We start from the raw sequence: 20,919 nt of genomic DNA on the forward strand, positions 1-20,919 counted from the left end.
ATAACCTCTCTGAGGTTCTCTCTTGAATCGTTCAAACCTTTCATCACTGGTCCAAGGAAGATCCATGTGCTGATACTTTCGGCGCTTAGTGTCTTCAGTGCCCTTACACGTGACTGTGGGGGTGGAGATCCCGGCTCAATAAGGCTCCACATTTTTGGATCGAGGGTGGTTATCGTCATCCCGACATCCACAAATTTCTTGTGGCTAACGAAGATATCTCTATCCCTTGTTACCAGGGGTGATTTTGTCTGGACAGTAACCCTGAACCCGTTCTCTGTGAGCATCTTGATAGATTCTCTGGTAAGCCTGTACTTTCCCTCTATTGCCTGATATGGATCCGTTATGGTAGATACCCCTACAATACCCCTCTTCCTCCCAGTTATTTCCTTTCTAAGGGTCTCAAGCAGATTGGTCTTGACTGCAACGACACTTCCCCAGTTTTCACGCGGTTCTCTCTCGGAGGTAAAGTCAATGGCAAAACAATAGATACAGGCGTGGAGACATCCCATATAAGGGTTGAGTGCATAATTCAGTTCGGGCAGGCCTGATTTTGACAGTGCATGATTCGTTTCAATCTCCATAATCCTGATTTTTCTGTCTTTGAGCTTCATAAAGATCAAAGGTACCTGTCAAGTCCTCCATATGCAAGAATCTGGTCCAGACCGGACTTCTGCCTCCAGAATTTCAGGGGGACGGTAAGGAACGATCCAATGTAGTTTACAGCCTCGTCGTAGCTGCTGAACCTTTCCGGTTTCGACCTGAACATCTCCCTAACGTTTTCTCTGACGTACCAGACTCCTACTGGAAGGTTGAAACCTGGATATATCTCTCTCCAGAGAGTAGCGGCACCCTGTCGCTGCATTCCGTTCAGAGCCTCTAGCGCTGCAAGTTTGGACGAATAGTAACAACCGCCAATTCCGGGATAGTCCTTCCTGCCGCCATACATCTCGTAATCGATCTCGACAAACGCGGTTTCGCTCCACTGGTTCCAGGTGCTGCCGGGGTACCAGGCTTCTCCCCATTCAAACATCCAGTTCCTTGGTGACAGAATAGCTGTAAAAAGATTACCAGGGGTCTTCCTAACATAAGCCAGAAATTCTCCTAGCTGCTGTTTCTGCTTTATGGTCTTTGTCAGTTCGTCCGATAGGTTCTTGTCCGCTGCAGTTATTGCCCATCTGGTTGGTACTGCCTTTCTCTGTTTCTTGACTCCGAGTGCACCTACGCTCAGGATCTTGGATATCCTTGTGACATCCATACCCCTCCTGTACATGTTATTCATGCCCTCCGCCGCAAGCAGATCGGTATCAGAATATATCCTATCGACATATCCTTCAACGCTTGCGTTTCCAACTGTAAGTCTTTTGACAGGGGCCGCGGGCCCCATTGGAGAGACATGTTCGTCCAGTATGATCTTTGAGCTCTTCATGTTCTTTGTGAATTCCATCTCCACTTCTACTGGCTTCCCGGAGAGTGACATAAGCTGAATATCCTGAAGTGTAGAGTCCGGGGATGAAAGATTCTTCACGTTAATTTCCATCCCACCCCTTAAGAGTGAAAGACGCATGGAAAGGAACTCTTCCAGCCCAATTTTCATCCATTTGGACGGGTCTTCATAAATGCTTGTATCACCATGTAGATTTGGGGCTGAAGGATAGATATTGACCTTGGGATAACCGAAACGGCCCACAAATACCGAGGGTGGCGTTGATCCATCAATTTCGTTTCCATTAAATGCCTTGATCTTCGGCTGAAGGAGATTCTTTACAGAAATAGGGCAGTAGGAAAGCCCGCACAGTAATTTTCCTCCCCGGCACCTGATGCAGAGCGATGCAGGAATCCTGTAAGCCGTCTTGAACTCCATCTCAGATTACTTATCTACGACGGATATTAAAGATGTTCTACTAGGTTAAAAAATGAGAAAGTGATAGGATAATCCAGCACTTCCGCTCACTGCGGAAATAATTTAATGCAGAATTAAATGATAATTGCTATAATCTTAAATACCCGGAACTATTATTAATCTACATGGAAAGTTCAGGAGATAAACAGAAACCTGCAGGGCGTTCTGGATCTTTGGGATTAGGGATCCTGTTTCTCATAGCATTCATCGTTGCTATGGTAATATTATTCACGGATGAGAACCTCCAGACAGACTTCGGATCAACAGGGAAATATTATATCCACTGGTACGGCATGCTGATAATGGCGATTGTCAGTCTGGTTGCGGCAATCATACTTTTTGTAAAGAGCAGGAGAGGTCTGATCCTTGCCGGTTCAATTGGGTCAATAATCCTTGCTCTGTTCATGGTAGCAGACATTGCCCTTTACAGCATGGTAGGCTTCAGCAGTCCTGGTGACTTTGCTACCTATCTCTTCGGAGTGACAAAATACCCGGGAGTTTTGAGCTATATTCCGGGCTTGTATGATTTGCTTTTTATCGTTTACATAATTGGTGCTGTTGTGGGATTTCACTCTTCCAGCAGAATGAAATAATATAACAGCACACCATTTTCCTTTTTTCTAAACCCCTGGTGCAAATCCGTGTTAGTGAAGGTCTCTTGATGCCAATGGCCATACAAGATATGAGAAACCCCGCCTGAACTTCCTGCTGGCAATTATAAGCGAGAATACTTCCAGCGCACAAGCAAATGGTAACGCTACCAGGTCCCGTCTATACTTCCTTGCAAATAAAGCAAGGATTGAAAGAAACTTCCCCCTGTCTGATCTTATTAGGGTGGTCAGCACGGCAGGATCCATCTTCATCCTTAGGAGTTCAAGATGACCGAAATTAATCCGAATTCTCTGTATTAGAAGTTCTATCAGGGTTGGTGGTATCATATTTCTCACTGTCAGGGCATCATCATAAAAGACGCCATAACCATTTTCTCTGGCGTTAATGCACAGGTACGCGTCATCATTGATCACTAACGGCAGCTCGTTTACGAATTTTCTCCTTATCGCCAGGAATTCACCTCCATGGGCGTTAAATCCACACCGGGAGAGATAAGATAGTTCCACATCGTGAAGTTTCCAGAAAACTGATCCTACAATGCCTGTGAATCCCCTCGTCCTCTTCGGAACTACGCGCGGCACAACTGCTCCAACCTTTTCACTGAAAGCCAGTAATGATCTTTGGAATATGTCAGCATTGATCTCAATGTCGCCAGAAAGAAGGAATACGTATTCTCCCTCTATATACTTAATCGAACGGTTCAGTGCGATACATTTTCCCCCTCTTTCCTCTTCTATTTCCACTATAATTCTAGGGTCATTCAGATGTTTAATATATTCAGAATCGGCGCCAGTTCCCCCACAAACCAGTACTATCCTGTCAACGTCTGAAGATATCACTACCCTGACAAGATCATCCAGCATCTTCCCATCATTGTAGCTGGTTATCACGACGGTGGAAACCGGTATCATAGGTCAATCCTCTAAATATGATCGATTCAATTCAGCGTACTTTTCAGTCTCCAGGTAAAAAGCATGTAGTCTGGCTACGGTCCTGAACCGGTTCTTAAATTCACCTCGTTTCTCGAAGGACCGGTTCGCTATAAGGTTCTTGAGATACAACCAACTTGCGAGTATGATAAACGAGAAAAGTTCCACAGGCCCGGGTCTTGCACGAGTGGCCGATCCATGTGGTACCGGTCCACAGTCTTTAAAATCCGGATAAACCCTTCTTATCTCCGGGGAAGATGAGAGCAGGCTTTCATAGTAATCTTTGCCCTTTAATGGAACAGCATTAATAGAATCGCGTACAGGGAGACCTGAAATAACGCTCCCATAGTACTGCAGAGCAAACCTGTGGTCAAAATTGAGGCTCAGGCATATGTCTCTGTTTCCGAGCAACCTTCTTATGATGAATGCCCTGAACATTTCTGTCCAGAGTCTGTTTTCCCTCACAATTAAATAAATGTCAATGTCATCCTCAGGGTCCGGTGTGTAAGAAACCGATCCGGAGACCCCAGCAAAGAGGATATCTTCACACTCTATGGCTCTCACAAACTTCTCAGCTTCAGACAGTTTCAATCGTCTTACCGAGCGTTCAGTAGCATCTGTTGACGATAAAAAACTTAGCCCCTCGGTCTGGATTCTCAACACAAGAACACATCTCTGGATATATTTAATAGAAACAGCTAATTAATACTATCTATTATGTGCGATGAATTACAAATTCATTAACCTAAATATAATTATAGCCTCTAAAATGCCTATAAATTTAAGATTTGTCAATTAGCAAAGAGACATCATACGCTCTTAGAATTCTTAAGAGCGATCAGGAAATGGTCTCCAAGATATTTCCAGGGCCACTTTTCGCTGATCATACGGTCGAAAGAACTTAACAAATCAAATTCCCTGCTCACCCCATCGATTATCCGGTTGAAATTTGATGGAGGTAGTATGACTGGTACGCCGGCTATCTCCACGCTGTGGAAAAAATTGCCGAATATTTTCATGAATTCATTTATGCTGAAAGAATAAACATCAATGCAGAATCTCGACCTTCCTTCTCGGATCGGGTTTTTAACCCTCCAGAACAATTTCTGCGGTTTAAGGGAAAAAATATTTGCAAGTGTTTCGGTAATGCAGTATTTATTATACACGCCAGCAATGAAATAGCCCGTTGGCTTGATCAGGCTGCTGAGAGCCGATGGGAGTCTCTCTATCTCAGGTTCGCAGTTGAGCGCACCATATGTTGAGTATCCCAGATCAAAAGCACTCTCCCCAATGGTAGATACAATTTCATCAATGTCTGAAGCTCGCATTTTAGCAGTGGTCAGCATTGAGCTGCAACCCATCTTTCTCGCCTTTTCCTTGATATTGTCAAGCATCCTCCCTGAAATATCAAGAGCAAAAATCTCATGGCCCTCCTTCAAAAGTTCTAATGTTTCAGCCCCTGTACCACAACCTATCTCGACAATCCGTGCCTCTTTAGAGGAATACTTCCTGATCATCTCCAGTGATCGTTCCCTGAGAAGCATGTTTATCCGGTTTCCGAAGATGTGATTATCATAATTGTCGGCAACGCTGTCAAATTCTTCCTCGAGCCAGTCATAGTAATTTGATTCAACAGTTTCCTTGCTGCCATTCTTGTTGATCCTAATAAACCTCGCAGGATTGGAAAAGTATCTGGATACGTAGTCCAGTCCATACTTACCCGTGAACATTCCTATTATGCGATTCTTATCCTCTAGCGACGTGACAAGAGTTGGAACCCCCTCAATCACGTTTCCATCAACTATCAGGGAGGCAGTTCTGTTTCTTAGGATGTGCGAAGGCCATCTGGAGTTAAAATCAGTTGAAATGACATATATGGCATCATCGCTTTCTGCGTAGGCAAGCTTCACGGGCTTACCGCCTGCATGCATGGTCAGAGCATTTACCGCCTGCAAGTTCAAGGATCCCCCCTTTCTTGCGGGGCAGAAGCAAAAATAGCCTCAAAGATCTCATTTATTCCGTAATTGAGATCTTCCACCACCGTATCTCCGGCAGGACGTTCCCTGAACATGGCACCTCTTCTGGAGATAATGAGGAGAAACGATCTCTTCTTGGTATCGACCCCTAGGCAGACGCCCTCATTTGAAAGGAGATACTTTATGGGAAATCTCTCCGAATAAATTTTCAACTATTCACATCCATGCCATGCCTTGGATATCAATGTACATACTCTCCTATCTTTCTCCTGTCAACCTTTCCCCATTTTGACGGATTCATGTAACCCTTAAGCAGTTTAATGTAGAATAACGGCGAATAAAAGTAATTCTTGATGCTTTTACTGTTTAGGTGCATCATGTAAATGACCGGGATGGCTTCAACGAGCTGGCTGAAATGCCTGGTCGGAGTGGCTCTGATCTGCGCACCCTGCCATTCCGGCCAGAAAGGGTATTTCCTGTATATGTTTATGTGGATCATCGAGTCCCTGATATGGGCAATGCGCAGATCTTGTTCTCTCAGCAGGGTTTCAAAGTAATACGTTTCTCTGCCCTGTATGGAGTCAGGCATTTGCAGGTTACGTGCAAGATCAAGAGGAAGGAGAGTCAGCCCAAGTGGAATTCCATAAAGGAAATCGTGACCAACTGGGCACCCGACCACTGCGCCGGTCCCCGGATCCTGAAACCTGCGAATAGCATCATCAACAAAGTCTCTATTTTTCACTACTATATCGCTGTCAACAAAGAGCACATATTTTGTTTCGGCAATGGAGATGAGCATCTTTGTTGCTTTTCCGAGACCAACTTCCTCCTGGAAAATATTTGCTCCATATTTCATGGCTATTTCCTGTGTTCCGTCAGTGCTGTAATGGTCAGCAATCAGAATCTTCCTGTAAGGAACCTTGTCTCTGACAGATTGCAGGCATTGCTCTATTGTATCACCGGAGTTGAACGTCCTGATGAGGACGTCAACCTTTTCAGCGTTGATTTGACTCATTATAATTTGATATTGCAATATTGGCATATCTATTTTGCGTAATTACAGAGACTTCAGTGAAAATGTGTAAGGTGATAATTCAAGTAGTGGAACCACGAAAGACCAATATCTGAGCTGATTCATCCTAACTGTTATAAACAGGAACCCAATAACATCGGGTTGGGGTTGCAAGATTGAGTTTCGACGAGTCAAACCTTTACGACCTCATGGATGCCTGCCAGTCCATTGGGGACACGGGATTCGGCGGTTCGGGCAGCAGAGATGAGGATATCCTTGTTGGCTATATTTACGGGGTTCTATCGGAAAGCCATGATTCGGAACTGATATATGAGGCAAAACTCATAAAGGTCTACAAATATGGCCGGCACAACTATATGATTTGGATGGGCGAGTTTGAATCTGACGAGGAAACAGACAGAAAGGAAGAACCACTTATCCTGCCAGTAGCTGTGGAGGGGCCATTCAGTGACGAGGAAGTCATTACAATCATATCCCAGCTGTGACCGGGGTATCATTCATTCTAATGCAATAAAATCTTTTTCTGGTGTCACTGAGGCAGATCTGAATATCTATTAAATTCATTGATTTTAGGGTTTTGATGGCATATAGCAAGCTTCGTTTGGACAGTCCTGTTTCCTTCTCCAGCGTTCTGAAATCTGCTATCCTGAGGCTACGTAATATAAGAAGCACGATCTTTGCCGAATTCTGCAACCCTGAACCTGACAGTTCTGTTTCCAACAGACCTTTAATTATTGGTCAGACAAAAAGAATTCGTAAGACGCATAATGACAAAGAGGGGCTTTGGCGTTTCTGCCAATGAAAGGCGTAGGCTTCAGATCAGGTATCCAAGTATAAGTCCGGCAATCGGGGAAACCAGCCATGACCCGGCAACCAGAAGAAAGGGGCCCAGATATATCGCCTTTGTCCTATACGACATCCCAGTGCCGAATACACTGGAAGTCAGAGTCTGTGTATTGGATAAGGGGATGCTCAGGATGGTCGCAACCTCCACGAATATGGATGAAACTAGCAGCGATGTCAAGGCATTTGAATACCTCATGAGATACATCTCCTGAGCCACTCTCTTTATTATCCCTCTGCTGAGAAAAACAGATCCGATAACTATCCCCAACAGCATGGAGATTATAACGTAGACGTCAAAACCTTCCATGTTTGCTATCAGGCCAAGTGTGTTAGCTCCGAGTGTAAAAGCAGTCAGGAACGACACTACCACAAGGAGGACCTTCAGAAGTGAGATTTCGCTCCAGAAATTGCGTGGATTCCATTTTCGCAACCCAACGCTCAGGAGATAGGCAAATGCAATCGATCCTATCGGAGCTACCACCCAAGCTAAAATTACAATAGAAATAAATCCTGTATTGATCGAATATCCATAATGCAGTGACAGCCCCACAGATACACCAACAAGCACCATGGTCAAAGAAAGAGGGGCTCTCATTAAATACGCTGCAATGAAAAGCAAAAATGCGACAAGGAATGCGTAGCTTTCAAGGCGATATGATGGTGGGATAAGGTTTGCGGAAGCTGAATGAAGTGCCCTCCCTTCAAGTAATAGGCCAAGGGCAAATCCGATTATCCCGATTACAATCCCGACAGACCTGCTTGTAATCCTGGACCCAATTATGGTTCCAACGGCAGCGGAAAGGTTATTTCCCGCAACAAACGCGGTTAGAGCACCCGCCAGAAATACTGCTAAAATGAACGAGATTGAGATCATTTAGACACGGACAGTATTATGTTGAGCAGCATATCAGAAATGTCTTCACAGTCATCCACCATGTCATCTATTTTGTGTACCAGGCTCATCAGGTGATCGTATACAAGGAAATGCAACTTATCCGCATTGCGATAGATTTCGTCTATGAGGTTGTCCTTGAGTTCATCTACGGCCTCCTCCAGTACCTCTATCTTCTTTCTCTCAGACTTTAGAGACTCCATATTTGAATTGGATAGCATCACGGACAGTGATTTCAGAGCCTCCCTGTTTTTCTGGATCATTATCCTGAACGTTTTGTATGAAGTAGTCACAATCGCAGTAGACCTAGCATTTTTGTAGTCTATATTCATTCTTTTTATTTCTCTACCCAGGTAGTGCGACTTATCCAGGATATCATCACAGGTATCCGTCAACTTCAGGAGATTATCCATCAGGTTGGAACTGATCGCTCCGCTGGTGATCTCATGTGTAAGCTTCATGCCATAATCGTCTGCTTTCCTTTCCAGCAGTCTTATCTTTTCGTTAATCTCAACCATTCGTTCCGGGGGGGCTTCCAGCATTTCATCCAGTAATGACGTGGCATCAAGGCCCATATTGATGTATTCAGTCATTTCACCTAGAATGTGTTTCTCACCTACTACCATTATTTTCTTGAGAAACCCGGGATTTACCATTGTGCCGCATCGTTATGTTGTATTTAAGTTGTTCTGGGAGGATCCCATCAGGTTATCGCATTGCCATACTGGCATTTTGCAAGATCTGGAAAGTAAGGATCAAAGAGAAAATTTAATATCTACTAATGATGCAATTTATAAATGTCGCTCTTCATTTTCTTTGTCACTGTTACTGTAGCCCTGTTCTCCATATTGAATCCACTTGGAGCTGTACCAACTCTTGTTTCCCTTACACAGAACTACAGCATCTCTGAAAAAAATGGAGTCATCAGAAAAAGCGTACTGGTCGCCTCCGGAATGATAATTGGATTCATGCTCGTTGGCGTATACATTTTTGAAGTTCTTGGAATCGATATATCGGATTTCAAGATTGCTGGGGGGATCCTCCTCTTCAAGGTTGCCTTTGATATGCTGCAGGGAAGGATATCCAATACGAAACTGACCGAGGCGGAAAAGGAAGAGACTCAGGAGAGAGAAGCGATTGGTATAGTACCAATAGGGACTCCATTGCTTGCAGGACCAGGAACAATAACCACTGCCATCATATACTTTAATTCACTGAGCACAAGCGTTCCGGAGAAAGGAATCGTTTTTGGTTCCATATTAATCGTAATGATGCTTACATACTACATCCTAAGGTTTTCCACAAAGATATTTGATAAGTTGGGAAAAACGGGGTTGCTCATAGTTTCTCGGATCATGGGTTTGTTGCTTGCCGCAATAGCCGTGAGTTTCATAATATCAGGAATCCTTTCAGCTATCGCTTAAAATTTCCTAAAGAACCTTTCATAATCTGATCTGGTGAGTTGCCCTTCGGCAGTTTTCTGGCCAGCCCTGGCGTATACTATATCAGATAAAAAATAGCCAGAAAAGAGACGGAGTGCGGAGTTTCTTTCACCCATTGGTATGAATGCGAGAGGTACCTTCAGTTCCTCCTTCATCGTGTAAAGGTCAAACATATCCAGCAGAAATGCATTCGAACTCGCGTAACTGGAAGCCAGTTTGAAGATATTCCCCCCAAGCTTCAGCATTGCCCTGAGCATATGAGAAACCCTTGCTCCCTGAAAATCATGAGTAGAAAGTATCACAGTTCCACCGAAGGATTCCAGTTCCACTCCCGTAAAGGAACTGACATCAATGTCAATTGCGGGAGCCTGCATATCTATTGCCAGCTGATATAGCTCTTTCATCAGGGGAGATCCGGCGGCTCTGTAGGTGAATATGAAGTTTAAGCGTCGTTTCTGCAGATATTCAAAGATCGATCTGAGCTCCTCTACGCTTGTCTGCTTGAACAGATCATATCTTATCTCATACAAAAAATCTGGATTATAAATTCCGCGTTGGAGCTCATTTAAGAGTGACACGGAGGACTTTGAAAAAATAGATGTTACAACCGTTGCCTTTTCTCCACCGATCTTAATCTTTCCGATCATAACCGGTGCTGCCTCAATCAATGGCATGTATGAATATTATATCAGTCTATTAAACATTTTACGAATATCGTTGGAATGCGCTCTAAAGCGTTTTATATCACTTGGGTATCCATCTGGAGGAAGAAACATGTTCAGAATGACAATAGTATCGGCCCCATCAAGGGCCATTGACAACGATCTAGACAGAACCGTAGCATTTTTCCTTTCCGACATAGGCTACATCCCGAGGTTGAAACCATCCAGTGACTTCCAGGTCATAGCAAGGTCTGCATATTTCAGGCTTTTCAAGGAATGTTTTCTAGTAAGGTCGGACAGGTACTGGACTGGTGACGAACTTCTCGCCTACCTTTCAACAAGCAGGACTACCCTTTATAGGCACCTGAACAAACTGAAATCCATGGACCTTCTCGAAGAAATCCAGGAAGGCAAAGTCAAGAAATACAGGCTCAGATCTGGCAACATACTGAGGGCCTGGACGTGGGTTGAAGTCAACATAAGAATGGCTCTCGATAATTATAAGAAGACTGTGGAGCAGATCGATGCTGGGGTCAGGAATCTCAAGTAGGCTTATTTCCAGTTATTGTTTCCGATCCTTCGCAAAAAATTTTTATTCCAAATGACGCTAAGCCGTTCGGGAGAAGCGGACGAGTAACATTTTCAAGGTTCAGTCACGCTCTTTGAAGTATATGGAAATGATAGAAATAAAAAAAGGTGGAAAATATCTTGTCATATCGAACAGCGGTGATGATGCACCCATGAGAACCGAAGGGGAATTTGTCGGATATACAATTCTTGGAGAAGAGGGTGTAATATGCTTCAAAGTCGTAAATGAGCAGAAAAAGTCACTGTTTCGCCTGATTCCAGTTTCGTCTGTGATTGCAATAGAGTTCTCTGACGAGACACTCCTGACTTCGAAGTCAAAAAATGACGAAAAGGACAAGACTAATTACATAAGCTGAACGCAGGTAATTTCAGTGTATACTGGACCTCCAGGTTTGAGGGCGCTCCTGTAATAACACACCCTGTTAATTTCAGGGAATCCGAATCTCACCCCTTCATATTTTTTTAACAGATTCCGAATATCTACCGCTTGCCGAATCCTGGCAATTGTAATATGTGGAACGAACTTTCTATCAAATGATTCCATACCAGCGGCTTTCATCGTCGCATCATATAGATCTTCTTGAAATCCCTTCACGCCAATGAAGATAACCCTTGGACTTTTCGCTGAGGGAAAACACCCGACCCCGGACATTTCCACTCGAAATGCGGGGAATCTTAACTTAATGAGGCCGATCTTTATGTCTGTTGCGACATTCTCAGAGGTATCGCCGATGAAGTGTAAAGTAATGTGAAGTTCAGGCGTCCTCACCGGAGACACTCCTTTAATCTGGCTGAGGTCATACAGAATTTCCTCGGACAATGAATTTCTTTCAACAGGGCAAGCTATGAAGGTTCTCAACTGCCTAACATTTGATAAATATTGTTTATATATTTAACAATGCTCTTGGAAACATGTACAGTGTGCCGGAAGACCTAAGATACACAAAAACGCATGAATGGTTCAAAGTCGAAGGTAATGTGGCTATTGTGGGAATTACGGATTATGCTCAGCACCAGCTGACGGATATAGTCTATGTGGAGTTCCCAAAGAAAGATTCTGATCAGAAATCTGGAGAGCGCCTGCTTACAATAGAATCCGTCAAGTCTGCCGAAGACGTATTCTCGCCGGTTTCAGGCAAGCTCATTGAGGTCAATCAGGAAGTTTCTTCCAAGCCTGAATTGCTAAATCAGGACCCTTACAAAAACTGGCTGGTAAAGATACGCACAGTGGATATGACTGTAACCGGGGGACTCTCTGCGAGCGAGTATAAGCGCTTAATCGCAGAATAATGATATGGCCGATCGCAAGGACAAATATTACGTTAAAGCGAAAAAGGACAATTTCCTCAGCAGGGCCGTGTATAAGCTCTCTGAGATTCAGGAAAAGTTCAGCATAATCAGGGAGCAGGACACGGTCCTGGAAATAGGATCTGCCCCTGGAGGCTGGACCCAGTTCCTTCTTTCCATTAATGGAGTAAAGGTCATAAGTGTCGATCGTTCTCCATACCAAAAACTGGACGGCGCAACACAAATCAGAAAGGATATTTTTTCGGATGAAATCTGGGGGATTCTGGATGAGCGCTTAAGTTCTATGGGAGTAGGCGGATTCAACGTCGTTCTTTCCGACGCAATGTCCCATACAAGCGGTAATCATAGCAGAGATCATGCCTCCTCTTACCTGATATGTGACAGGGTTATGTCAATAGCGGAGAGATTACTCCTTCAAGGGGGGAACGCTGTTATCAAGCATTTCCAGGGAGACCTGACAAAAAATTTAATAGAAAAGTGGTCTGGAAAATTCAGGGGATACAAGATCACAACACCAAAGGCTTCCAGGTCTGGAAGCAGGGAAATATACATTATATTCTTCAATTTACGGGAAAGACCCTAGTGAACCTTGTTCCAGAGGATTCCAGGAATTTCTGTACCCTGTCAACGAATTCATAATCAACTACGATGAATATAGATTTGCCTGCAAATTGTGCCAAGGCAGAACCTATTTTCTCGTCTATGAACGCAAGCCTGTGTTCGTCAATGATCCTCAGGCCAGAAACCTTGTTAATAGCTCTTTCCCAGTTTCTTACGAACTCTTCAGGGGTCCTGTCCTTAAGGTCCCTTTTGAGCAGGCGGCGCTTTCTTATGGAATGTCTCACAAGATCCATGGATCTCATTGAGCTAGTATAAAGCCCGCTGTAGGTATCCTCATTCATGTCCAGGGGAATAAGCGTAACGTTATTCGATGTTGCGTATTTGACAGTCTCAATATAAATCGGTGGTGGCGTCATGACTTCCCCGTACACTGACAGTCGCACCCCATAGATTATCTCATAGTCTGACAACTGGACTTCATAAGGGTTCTCAAGGAAATCCTTGAGCCCGATGATATGCTCTTCTGAGAGAGAGACCAGAATAACTTCCGGCTTGAACTCGAAAAGGTACTTTTCCAGTGCATCGCCATCCCTGATCAGTCCCTTGATCCCTCCAAAAAGCGTGATAGTCGAAGATGCTTCTTCCATAATACGGCATCTCACATAAGGTTCTTTTTTCTTTCAATAATAATTTCCAGTTCATCCGGAGATGAAGCTTTTTTAAGTTCGCTAAGGCTTACGACAGGGCATTTTGCAACATTTTCCTTCGTTGTATCTGTCCTGGTAATAATAAGCGGCTCATTCTGGAAGATTTCGCTGACGTTCTTTATGGCAAGTGCTCTCCCCATCTTCTCGCTAAGGCTGTCGAAAAGCCCGATGAGAAACATTGTGTCCATGGCACGGTTTGCAATCGCGTCGAAGGGAGCCCTATTCATTTTATAAAATTCATAACCCGTCTTTACAATATTCTCGATTACCTCCCTCATAAAGAGGTTTAACTCTTCTTTGTTTTCCTCGGGAAGATCAATTTCGCTTATGGATCTGAGTATGTCTATACTCGAGCTGATGTTCTGACCAAGCAAAGATTCTAGTTTCTCATATATATCAAGCGTGGAAGCGCTTCCCCCTTCATAAAGGGAAATTGATCTGCGTGAAGTACCGACCTTGTTAGAAACAAAGCCTATGGAATATCCGAGGTTCTCTCTTATCTTATGCATCAGTTTTCCGTCAATTGGGATATAAAAACCGCCGGGGCCCGAGAAAATATTTGGTCTCTCCCCATCTATATAATCGACGAACGTCACGGGAGACATTATGGGAATGTGGTGCCTGTAGTAGACAACCCCGTCCTCAAGAATTCCGTTTCCAGCCCTCTCACCTATTACAACCGCAGCAGCGCTTGTTATCTTTGAGAGCCTTACCATCTCCTTTGCATTGGAGTCCCGGAAAGTGTCTACATTGTGGAGAATTTTTATTATGTACTTCTCATCATTTCTTCGAGCTATAATCTCAAAGCTTATCATACCACCCAGATCTGGGTCGGATGTGAGAAATCCCTTCTTACCGAGGATTTCGCACAACCTTCTGATAAAGATACGCCGGTTATCCTCCATTAAAGACAAATATTGCATACAGTATTTAAGCTATTCGATTCAGTTTTTGCCTAATATGCTTCCTACATAGGTCAATCAATTTCCACTTTTTCCCACGCGTTGGTTGACAGTTTGTTTGGGCAAATGACAACCTCGCATTTCGTGCAGGCCAGGTATTCTGGATTAAGTTCAGGCGTCGTTATAACTACTCTGCTCACTCCGAAGATGTTCCCGACTTTATCCAGAATCCTTGCAGGAACTGTTCTGTAAAAAACAATCCGTATGTACGTGTCATCCTTGCCACAGTTCTTCCCCATTATGTCCCTGACATTGCACCCATAGCTTTTGACGATCTCAGTGAAATCGCTGAGAACTCTCGAAAAGAAACCAGGAGTCGTATAGACCATGATCACCTGGCTCCCGATTACCGGGGCAACCTTTGCAATGTCCTCCATCGGGGCCAGTTTGCTCATTACCATTCTAAGGACTTCGTTGGTTTCAACTGTTTTTATGGTCTCGTACACCGTCCTCCTGTTAACAGCGAGGGATTTGGCAATCTCAGAAATCGAGATCTCAATATCCCTGAGAAACAGTTTTCCGTTAACAATTGAAATACCATTGTCGTAGAGGCTTTCTATAACTCTTTTCCTGGTAGGATAAGATTTGAAGTATTCCTCCAGCAACAGGAGCATGGGATGTAATTTAGTGAGGATATAAATACTGTGTGATTAGCCGGAAAGTACTTTTATCCTCACTGATTCAAGTTTGCTAAGAGAACGGTCGATAACCGGTTCATATATCTCAGGCGGCGCCGGTTCCAGGTGCACATCAACGGTGTATAACAACCCTCTTCGGAAAAGATCTATTGAAACAGTATAACCCGGCTTAAACATGTAGGGGTTGTCCATTTTCATCCCTCTTATGTCGTCCCTGATATTCTTCAGGAAGAGATCAGAGAACTTCATCTTGTTTATGGCCAGAAGTTCATCACCAGCATTCAGACCGGCTTTGTAGGCGGGTGAGCCTTCCAGCACAGAGCTTATTATGTACTTCCCCGCTTCAGACTTGGCAAATAGTCCGAGATAAGACTTTTCTGAGGGCTCGACATTGTCAACTTTTTTGTATCCCTTTTTGATGCTTACTCCAAGCTTTTCAAGTTCGCTGTCGAAATTGATCCTTTCAATTCCCTTGACATACTTTACGTAGAAATCGCTGAAATCTCTTCCTGAGACCTCCTTCAGAGAGGTCAAAAGGTCTTTTTCATTGAATCCTCTCCCGTCTTTCTTGAATTTCTCGAACAGATGCCTCATCACGTCATCAAGATTCTTCGATCCGTTGGTAGCATCCGATATCCTCAGGCTCAGAAGGAACCCCAGTATCTCTCCCTTCAGATAATACGATATGTAACTATTGGTGTTATTCGGCGAAGGCCGATATAATTTTATCCATGTATTGAAAGAGGAATCTGAGGCAGATTCAACTTTCGATCCAGGAAGAAGATCGTAATACCTAATATATTCAAGAATGTGCTTGAGATACTCCTCCTCTGTAATCAATCCCGCGCGGAAGAGTGCAATCCATTCGTAATAACTTGTTATTCCCTCGCTTACCCATAACATCGTAGTGTAGTTCTCTTCCTTATAGTTGAATGGACCCAACTCTACCGGCCTGATTCTCTTAACGTTCCACAGGTGGAAATATTCGTGCGAAGTGACCGAGAGGAAGTCAAGATATTTTTCCCTCGGATAAAAACTGAATCTGTCGATATCAATTGTGGTGGAGTTAAGGTGTTCCAGTCCACCTCCTCTTGCTCCCTCCTCGATAAGGTGATAGATGAACACATATCTCTTGAACGGCAACTGATTATACATCTTTGAAAAAACAGATACAATCTTTGGCAGATCGGCGAGGATCGCCTCCTCGTTTTCATTACCATGTCCGTATATTGCAATTTCGTGTTGTTTTCCGTCCACTTCAAAGAAAAGGCTCCTGTGCGTGCCGATCTCAATTGGTGAATCAACAAGAATGTCATAATTGATCGCCCTAAACCTGTTTTCTCCGATTTTTTCAAGACCAGTGGAAATTTTCCAGTTTCCGTAAGGGGCGATCTGAAGCTCAACAGCCTGATCCTTATACCCTTCAATATACATGAAGACACTAGTTCCAAGCACAAACCCGTGAGTCGCATCAAGGTGGCTGGTTTCCACAGTGAATTCATCTGCATAAACTTCGTAGCTTATGACTATGTTTTTGGAGCCGGAGCACGTTATAATCCACGTCGACTTATCCTTCTTGACAGAATCCAGTGTTTCTCCTGAACTTCCAACCGCCCTTAGTTTTCTCACGTTCCTTGCAAAATCCCTTATTGAATAAGATCCCGGAGCCCATGCAGGCATTGTCAGAAGAACTTTTTCTTCTGTGAGATCATTGAGCCTCATTGTTACTCTGAAGAAGTGAGTATGTGGATTCTCCATCTCTAGCAAGTATGTTATATCCATAACTTATGCTGTGATAGTAGAATCGATTTAAATTTAGCGACGGTTCGATTACTGATATGACCGGTCATCCCGGTAATTATGGTAGTTGGAAAAGTATTCGCCCTGTTTCTGAGCATCCGTAGACTCTGATGATATGGCAGCGCCAAGGTTTCCGTAATATTTCTTTATTTTTTCCTCGACCGGCAGGTACATTTTCAATGCTTCTTGCACATGCTTCCTCTCTATTATCTTTCCTTCTTCGGATACACAAATGTCCCCTGCAGCCCTGATCAGGCCCCCAAGCTCGCGCAGTTTAAGCGTCAGTGATCTGTCTTTGTGGTCGATTTCTTTAGCTCTTCTGGCACCTTCCTCTATAATCATGCTAGCTGCATCCATCGTCATATGAGGAATCTTGCCATCTGAAATAATTTCCTGGGCTATGAACTGTATATATTTCATCCTGTTTTCTGTTGTATCCGGAATGGTCGTTTCCATGAGGATTTCGTATCCGCTCCCAACGATTCTTGATCGTAGTGGGCTAAGAATGTATTGCAGGTCCTGAATGTTACACGCGGCAACCAGTACAAAATTTGCAGGGACCTTATCCACCCTGACACTTGCTCCAGCACTCTGGGGGTTCCTCCCTGTTATTGGGAAATTCCTCTCCTGCATAGCGGTAAGTATAAACCTCTGCAGATTTCCGAGGTGTGTAATCTCGTCTATGAATAGAACACCTTCATGGGCTTCATGGACGGAGCCAGCAATGACCCTTTCAAATGGAAGGGTTCCAAGTTGAGGGTGCCCACCGTATGGATCGTGCCTCACATCGCCGAGGAGTTCGGTTTCGCTTGCACCCGTCGCAAGAACGAATGGGGTCCTGTCCAATGGAACTATGACCTTGCTCGGGCTCTTTTTTTCCATCTTTCTCTTTCTTTCGAGAGTTTTTTCATCTAGTATCCTTATATTTTCCCCGGCCCTTTCGTAAACAATTACCTCTTCCCTGTCTCCAAGCTTCCTGGTGGAGGTAACTCTCTCACTGTTATTCTGAACACCGAATGCAGCTCCAATTACGTTGAAAACATCTCCGAAGGGTCCCTGGGTATTGACCTGAACCTTGGGCGAATTGCAGTTCGGGCAGACTTGCTCTGTGTAAGCAGAATAGAAACCACATCTGGGGCACCTATACCCAAGGCGTTCTGCAACACTAACAGGTACGTTCTGGGGTTCTATTATCATCCCCTCCACGGATCCAAGTTCGAGAGCTTCTGCATTTACGTCGTCTGCGCTTTTTACCTCTACAAAAGGTCTTTCAGGGTACTGGGGGTTGTGAACCACCCTGATCTCTTCCTTTGGCCTGGGCAGATAAAATGACATGGCCTGAGCAACCATGGACTTGCCTACTCCGGGAGGTCCAACGAGCAGGAGGTGCCTGCGCTGTTTCGCAGCAATCATGGCCATTCGTACCGCTTCATCCTGCCCTATGACCCTATCCAGTGGATTGCTGGGGATCTTTACGAAAGAAGTGTCAGCAAATTCCTCATAGTTCGCATTCAGGAATGTCGTTCCCATGATACTACCCTTATCTCAGACGGCTTCTTGGTCAAATGACCCATTTTTACCCCGTATATATTCCTTATACCTTTCGTGAAAGCAACATCAACCAGTCTCTGAGAAATGACTCCCCCTGTGATGAGGGTGTCAGCAGATGTGACGTCGAGCATTTTATCAACTGCTTCAGCTACCGGGAAAGAGGCAACTCTCGTACCGACGTTATCGTAAAACTCTGTAAGCTTGTCCTGCATTAAGTTATTGGCCTTCTTTTCAATCGCTCTTGGATTAGACAGATCAACTTTGTTAGGATCATCGGTAATTTCTGGCTCGGTTGGCTCCTCATGAGGCTCTTCCTCTTCTCTGTTCTTTTTAGGTTCAAGTGTTTCTGCCTGCCTCAGGATTAGTTTCTTGTGACCTTTCTGGTTCTCGGTAGAGTTTTTTTCTGAGAGTTCTTTGAGTTCCTCCGTCATCCCCCTCATTGAGAGGTACTGATCCACAGGTGTTTTGTATCTGAGTGCCTTCACGATCTGCTTGTAAGTTAGTTCTTCAACCTCAGTTCCAGGAGGTGCCCTGGCAACAAAGTCGACTTCGGCAACCTGCAACATTTCCTTAAGAATCAGATCTCCTCCTCTGTCACCGTCAAGGAACACTGTGACAGTTCTCTCTCTTGAGAGAGTCTGTACAGTCTTGGGTATATTGGTTCCCTGCACTGCTATTGTATTCTTTATTCCGTATCTGAGCAGATTCAGTATGTCGCTTCTTCCTTCCACAACAATAATGGAATCTGAATCCTTTACTGCAGGTCCCGCAGGAAGATGATCTTCTCCGTAGGTTGTAATTTCACCTTTCTCCACCTCTTCTCTAACGGACTGGACGATCGATTCGCTCACGGTCTTGCCGCTTTCTCCCATTTTTTTGTAAAGTTCTTCTGCTCGTTCAACAACCTTTCTTCTCTTCTGGATTCTGACATCCTCTATATTTTCTATCTCTACCTTAGCCTTACACGGGCCTATGCGGTCTATCGTTTCAAGCGAGGCGGCGAGGATCGAGCTTTCCACTTGATCAAGGCCAGAAGGAATCAGGGCAAACCCTTCAGTCCTGCCCTTTTTACTATCTATCTCGACTTCTATTCTTCCAATCTTACCGCTTTTCTGCAAATCTCTGAGATCAAGTTCGTTACCAAGCAAGCCTTCTGTCTGCCCAAAAATAGCACCAACTACGTCTGGTTTTTCAACCACCCCATCGGTCGATATCTTGGCTTTGATCATGTATTTTGTTAAATTTGGATCTACATTCATTATTATCACCGTAGATATTTTGTTGTGAGATAACGATAGAACAATAGTCTGTTCTCTCTATCACCATCCTGTTTGTATGACTACAGGATATATAATCTGTTCGATAAGGAAATAGACAGTAAACTGTCCAACATCCATGGACATCTTGGGATGCATTCATAATATCTGAAATTTAATCGAAAATCGGAAATTTATATAATGAATTAAACATTAACTAAGAAGTTTATCATGATCAGGTTTGGCATAGCAGGTATTCCACTTACTAGCAAGGGTAGGACATTTATTGAATCAGTTGAAGATGTTCACAATCTTGGACTGGACGCTCTTGAGGTTCAACTTCTCAGGGTGAATATTGAAGAGAGACCTGCACTAGAGTACTCCGGCATGAAGCCAAAGGATGTGGAAGAGTCGATTATAGTGGAAGTGCTGCGCAGCGATGAGACCGGAAACTACATGCCTGTGGGAATAGAGTCTACCATAGAAGAGAATGACATTGTTCAGGAAATCTTCTGGAACATGGCGAGGAATTATGATGAACTCAGGGAGGGCGGAGATTTAGCCCGGGAACTAGATGTGAATCTCTCCATGCACGCCCCCTACTACATGGACCTCCTGGATGAAGGTGACATAGGAGAACGATCCTTCGATCACTTAAAGTGGACCCTAATAGTTGGAAAGGCAATGCGGGCCAGAAGAGTTGTCACGCATACTGGTTTCTACAAGGTAAACAAGAAGGAAAGCTTGAAGAGGGCAAGTGAAGTTTATTCAAAAATATATAACGTGTGTCCCAGTGGTTCCGGCTTTCCTACAATTTCTGTGGAGACGTCAGGAAAGAGTGAAATTTTCGGATCAGTACCTGATCTGATGGCTCTAGCTAAGAAAGTCCCGGAAATTGAGCCAATTATAAATTTCCCCCATATTCATTCTCTTTCCGGTGGTTCTTTGATTGAGATAAAGGACTTCGAGGATCTTATAGATCAGTTTGCCAAACTTTCTAAGGGAGACATATACACTGAATTTTCCGGGGTTGAATATCAGGATCACAATGAGACTAAATTGACAGCGATAAAGCACGGGGACCTCAAATTTGAAACGCTTTCTGAAGCAATAGCCAGCAGAGACGAGGATATAACCATTATATCATCATCCCCGCTGCTTGAACATGATGCACAGTATATGTACCTTATCTATCTTAGAACTTTTTCAAAGAAGCTTCAGAAGAAAACAACTATTAAGAAAGCTGTACATTAGGG

At 44.0% G+C, this 20,919-nt stretch carries 25 protein-coding genes; 8 read left to right on the forward strand and 17 right to left on the reverse strand.

The genetic code is table 11. From position 1 onward, the window contains the following. Both QW597_02455 and QW597_02460 read right to left on the reverse strand, forming a co-directional pair. Window positions 1-611, reverse strand: a 611-nt coding sequence (locus tag QW597_02455; GenBank protein MEM0155450.1) for a radical SAM protein, incomplete at its 3' end; no start/stop codon positions are given. Between the two features lie 5 nt (window positions 612-616). After that, the gene (locus tag QW597_02460; protein MEM0155451.1) at window positions 617-1,861 is read right to left on the reverse strand and encodes an Nre family DNA repair protein; all 1,245 of its coding nucleotides are present in this window, start codon (window positions 1,859-1,861) and stop codon (window positions 617-619) included. Between the two features lie 164 nt (window positions 1,862-2,025). On the opposite strand from QW597_02460, the gene QW597_02465 reads away from it, so the two are divergent. Beyond that, complete coding sequence (locus QW597_02465) at window positions 2,026-2,493, forward strand: hypothetical protein (protein MEM0155452.1); 468 nt, start codon at window positions 2,026-2,028, stop codon at window positions 2,491-2,493. 51 nt (window positions 2,494-2,544) lie between these two features. Here QW597_02465 and QW597_02470 read toward each other — a convergent pair whose 3' ends face one another. The 5 genes from QW597_02470 to QW597_02490 form a co-directional block, all read right to left on the reverse strand. Then, window positions 2,545-3,423, reverse strand: a complete 879-nt coding sequence (locus tag QW597_02470; GenBank protein ID MEM0155453.1) for a glycosyltransferase — start codon at window positions 3,421-3,423, stop codon at window positions 2,545-2,547. Window positions 3,424-3,426: 3 nt separating this feature from the next. Then, window positions 3,427-4,032, reverse strand: coding sequence for a hypothetical protein (locus QW597_02475; protein MEM0155454.1), 606 nt, complete (start codon window positions 4,030-4,032; stop codon window positions 3,427-3,429). A gap of 218 nt (window positions 4,033-4,250) precedes the next feature. Then, window positions 4,251-5,396 carry a methyltransferase domain-containing protein gene (locus QW597_02480; protein ID MEM0155455.1) on the reverse strand — a complete coding sequence of 382 codons (1,146 nt, stop codon included), beginning with the start codon at window positions 5,394-5,396 and terminating at the stop codon, window positions 4,251-4,253. Window positions 5,397-5,398: 2 nt separating this feature from the next. Next, on the reverse strand, window positions 5,399-5,629 hold the full coding sequence (locus tag QW597_02485; GenBank protein MEM0155456.1) for a hypothetical protein: 231 nt from the start codon (window positions 5,627-5,629) through the stop codon (window positions 5,399-5,401). Window positions 5,630-5,658: 29 nt separating this feature from the next. Then, complete coding sequence (locus QW597_02490; GenBank protein ID MEM0155457.1) at window positions 5,659-6,432, reverse strand: glycosyltransferase family 2 protein; 774 nt, start codon at window positions 6,430-6,432, stop codon at window positions 5,659-5,661. Between the two features lie 173 nt (window positions 6,433-6,605). Here QW597_02490 and QW597_02495 point away from each other — a divergent pair, with 173 nt between their 5' ends. Further along, window positions 6,606-6,935 carry a hypothetical protein gene (locus tag QW597_02495; protein ID MEM0155458.1) on the forward strand — a complete coding sequence of 110 codons (330 nt, stop codon included), beginning with the start codon at window positions 6,606-6,608 and terminating at the stop codon, window positions 6,933-6,935. Between the two features lie 329 nt (window positions 6,936-7,264). On the opposite strand, the gene QW597_02500 is transcribed toward QW597_02495, so the two are convergent. Together QW597_02500 and QW597_02505 are read right to left on the reverse strand one after the other, a co-directional pair. After that, a complete protein-coding gene (locus QW597_02500; GenBank protein MEM0155459.1) occupies window positions 7,265-8,170 on the reverse strand; it encodes an inorganic phosphate transporter in 906 nt (301 codons plus the stop codon). Then, window positions 8,167-8,844 carry a DUF47 family protein gene (locus QW597_02505; protein ID MEM0155460.1) on the reverse strand — a complete coding sequence of 226 codons (678 nt, stop codon included), beginning with the start codon at window positions 8,842-8,844 and terminating at the stop codon, window positions 8,167-8,169. The genes QW597_02500 and QW597_02505 overlap by 4 nt, the downstream gene beginning before the upstream one ends. Before the next feature lie 141 nt (window positions 8,845-8,985). Between QW597_02505 and QW597_02510 the strand changes: the two genes are divergently transcribed. Beyond that, window positions 8,986-9,612, forward strand: a complete 627-nt coding sequence (locus QW597_02510; protein ID MEM0155461.1) for a MarC family protein — start codon at window positions 8,986-8,988, stop codon at window positions 9,610-9,612. On the opposite strand, the gene QW597_02515 is transcribed toward QW597_02510, so the two are convergent. Then, window positions 9,609-10,304 carry a type I 3-dehydroquinate dehydratase gene (locus QW597_02515; GenBank protein MEM0155462.1) on the reverse strand — a complete coding sequence of 232 codons (696 nt, stop codon included), beginning with the start codon at window positions 10,302-10,304 and terminating at the stop codon, window positions 9,609-9,611. The genes QW597_02510 and QW597_02515 overlap by 4 nt on opposite strands. Window positions 10,305-10,404: 100 nt before the next feature. Here QW597_02515 and QW597_02520 point away from each other — a divergent pair, with 100 nt between their 5' ends. Together QW597_02520 and QW597_02525 are read left to right on the forward strand one after the other, a co-directional pair. Next, entirely contained in the window at window positions 10,405-10,842 is a 438-nt protein-coding gene (locus tag QW597_02520; GenBank protein ID MEM0155463.1) for a helix-turn-helix domain-containing protein, read from the forward strand. Between the two features lie 127 nt (window positions 10,843-10,969). Then, on the forward strand, window positions 10,970-11,236 hold the full coding sequence (locus tag QW597_02525; protein ID MEM0155464.1) for a hypothetical protein: 267 nt from the start codon (window positions 10,970-10,972) through the stop codon (window positions 11,234-11,236). On the opposite strand, the gene thpR is transcribed toward QW597_02525, so the two are convergent. Further along, window positions 11,224-11,739, reverse strand: coding sequence for an RNA 2',3'-cyclic phosphodiesterase (thpR, locus tag QW597_02530; GenBank protein ID MEM0155465.1), 516 nt, complete (start codon window positions 11,737-11,739; stop codon window positions 11,224-11,226). The two genes, QW597_02525 and thpR, sit on opposite strands and share 13 nt — an antisense overlap. Window positions 11,740-11,792: 53 nt before the next feature. Here thpR and gcvH point away from each other — a divergent pair, with 53 nt between their 5' ends. Both gcvH and QW597_02540 read left to right on the forward strand, forming a co-directional pair. Continuing rightward, complete coding sequence (gene gcvH / locus QW597_02535; GenBank protein ID MEM0155466.1) at window positions 11,793-12,170, forward strand: glycine cleavage system protein GcvH; 378 nt, start codon at window positions 11,793-11,795, stop codon at window positions 12,168-12,170. 4 nt (window positions 12,171-12,174) lie between these two features. Further along, on the forward strand, window positions 12,175-12,771 hold the full coding sequence (locus QW597_02540) for an RlmE family RNA methyltransferase (GenBank protein ID MEM0155467.1): 597 nt from the start codon (window positions 12,175-12,177) through the stop codon (window positions 12,769-12,771). Here QW597_02540 and QW597_02545 read toward each other — a convergent pair. From QW597_02545 to dnaG, 6 genes are all read right to left on the reverse strand, one after another. Next, window positions 12,749-13,396 carry a hypothetical protein gene (locus QW597_02545; protein ID MEM0155468.1) on the reverse strand — a complete coding sequence of 216 codons (648 nt, stop codon included), beginning with the start codon at window positions 13,394-13,396 and terminating at the stop codon, window positions 12,749-12,751. The two genes, QW597_02540 and QW597_02545, sit on opposite strands and share 23 nt — an antisense overlap. Before the next feature lie 11 nt (window positions 13,397-13,407). Then, entirely contained in the window at window positions 13,408-14,361 is a 954-nt protein-coding gene (locus QW597_02550) for a transcriptional regulator (protein ID MEM0155469.1), read from the reverse strand. Window positions 14,362-14,432: 71 nt separating this feature from the next. Further along, entirely contained in the window at window positions 14,433-15,032 is a 600-nt protein-coding gene (locus tag QW597_02555) for an HTH domain-containing protein (GenBank protein ID MEM0155470.1), read from the reverse strand. A 36-nt stretch (window positions 15,033-15,068) separates the two neighbouring features. Beyond that, on the reverse strand, window positions 15,069-16,838 hold the full coding sequence (locus QW597_02560) for a PDZ domain-containing protein (GenBank protein ID MEM0155471.1): 1,770 nt from the start codon (window positions 16,836-16,838) through the stop codon (window positions 15,069-15,071). A gap of 48 nt (window positions 16,839-16,886) precedes the next feature. Then, entirely contained in the window at window positions 16,887-18,386 is a 1,500-nt protein-coding gene (locus tag QW597_02565) for an ATP-binding protein (protein MEM0155472.1), read from the reverse strand. After that, a complete protein-coding gene (gene dnaG / locus QW597_02570) occupies window positions 18,368-19,666 on the reverse strand; it encodes a DNA primase DnaG (protein MEM0155473.1) in 1,299 nt (432 codons plus the stop codon). The genes QW597_02565 and dnaG overlap by 19 nt, the downstream gene beginning before the upstream one ends. Window positions 19,667-19,894: 228 nt before the next feature. On the opposite strand from dnaG, the gene QW597_02575 reads away from it, so the two are divergent. Next, window positions 19,895-20,917, forward strand: coding sequence for a TIM barrel protein (locus QW597_02575; protein MEM0155474.1), 1,023 nt, complete (start codon window positions 19,895-19,897; stop codon window positions 20,915-20,917). Window positions 20,918-20,919 lie beyond the last annotated feature (2 nt).

It is taken from the genome of Thermoplasmataceae archaeon (genome assembly GCA_038729425.1).
Classification (GTDB): Archaea; Thermoplasmatota; Thermoplasmata; order Thermoplasmatales; family Thermoplasmataceae; genus B-DKE.

Coding starts and splice junctions, on each gene's coding strand:
- QW597_02460 (MEM0155451.1), bottom strand. CDS start 1,861: ATGGAGTTCAAGACGGCTTACAGGATTCCTGCATCGCTCTGCATCAGG.
- QW597_02465 (MEM0155452.1), top strand. CDS start 2,026: ATGGAAAGTTCAGGAGATAAACAGAAACCTGCAGGGCGTTCTGGATCT.
- QW597_02470 (MEM0155453.1), bottom strand. CDS start 3,423: ATGATACCGGTTTCCACCGTCGTGATAACCAGCTACAATGATGGGAAG.
- QW597_02490 (MEM0155457.1), bottom strand. CDS start 6,432: ATGAGTCAAATCAACGCTGAAAAGGTTGACGTCCTCATCAGGACGTTC.
- QW597_02500 (MEM0155459.1), bottom strand. CDS start 8,170: ATGATCTCAATCTCGTTCATTTTAGCAGTATTTCTGGCGGGTGCTCTA.
- QW597_02505 (MEM0155460.1), bottom strand. CDS start 8,844: ATGGTAAATCCCGGGTTTCTCAAGAAAATAATGGTAGTAGGTGAGAAA.
- QW597_02510 (MEM0155461.1), top strand. CDS start 8,986: ATGTCGCTCTTCATTTTCTTTGTCACTGTTACTGTAGCCCTGTTCTCC.
- QW597_02515 (MEM0155462.1), bottom strand. CDS start 10,304: ATGCCATTGATTGAGGCAGCACCGGTTATGATCGGAAAGATTAAGATC.
- QW597_02520 (MEM0155463.1), top strand. CDS start 10,405: ATGTTCAGAATGACAATAGTATCGGCCCCATCAAGGGCCATTGACAAC.
- QW597_02525 (MEM0155464.1), top strand. CDS start 10,970: ATGATAGAAATAAAAAAAGGTGGAAAATATCTTGTCATATCGAACAGC.
- gcvH (MEM0155466.1), top strand. CDS start 11,793: ATGTACAGTGTGCCGGAAGACCTAAGATACACAAAAACGCATGAATGG.
- QW597_02540 (MEM0155467.1), top strand. CDS start 12,175: ATGGCCGATCGCAAGGACAAATATTACGTTAAAGCGAAAAAGGACAAT.
- QW597_02545 (MEM0155468.1), bottom strand. CDS start 13,396: ATGGAAGAAGCATCTTCGACTATCACGCTTTTTGGAGGGATCAAGGGA.
- QW597_02550 (MEM0155469.1), bottom strand. CDS start 14,361: ATGGAGGATAACCGGCGTATCTTTATCAGAAGGTTGTGCGAAATCCTC.
- QW597_02555 (MEM0155470.1), bottom strand. CDS start 15,032: ATGCTCCTGTTGCTGGAGGAATACTTCAAATCTTATCCTACCAGGAAA.
- QW597_02560 (MEM0155471.1), bottom strand. CDS start 16,838: ATGGATATAACATACTTGCTAGAGATGGAGAATCCACATACTCACTTC.
- QW597_02565 (MEM0155472.1), bottom strand. CDS start 18,386: ATGGGAACGACATTCCTGAATGCGAACTATGAGGAATTTGCTGACACT.
- dnaG (MEM0155473.1), bottom strand. CDS start 19,666: ATGAATGTAGATCCAAATTTAACAAAATACATGATCAAAGCCAAGATA.
- QW597_02575 (MEM0155474.1), top strand. CDS start 19,895: ATGATCAGGTTTGGCATAGCAGGTATTCCACTTACTAGCAAGGGTAGG.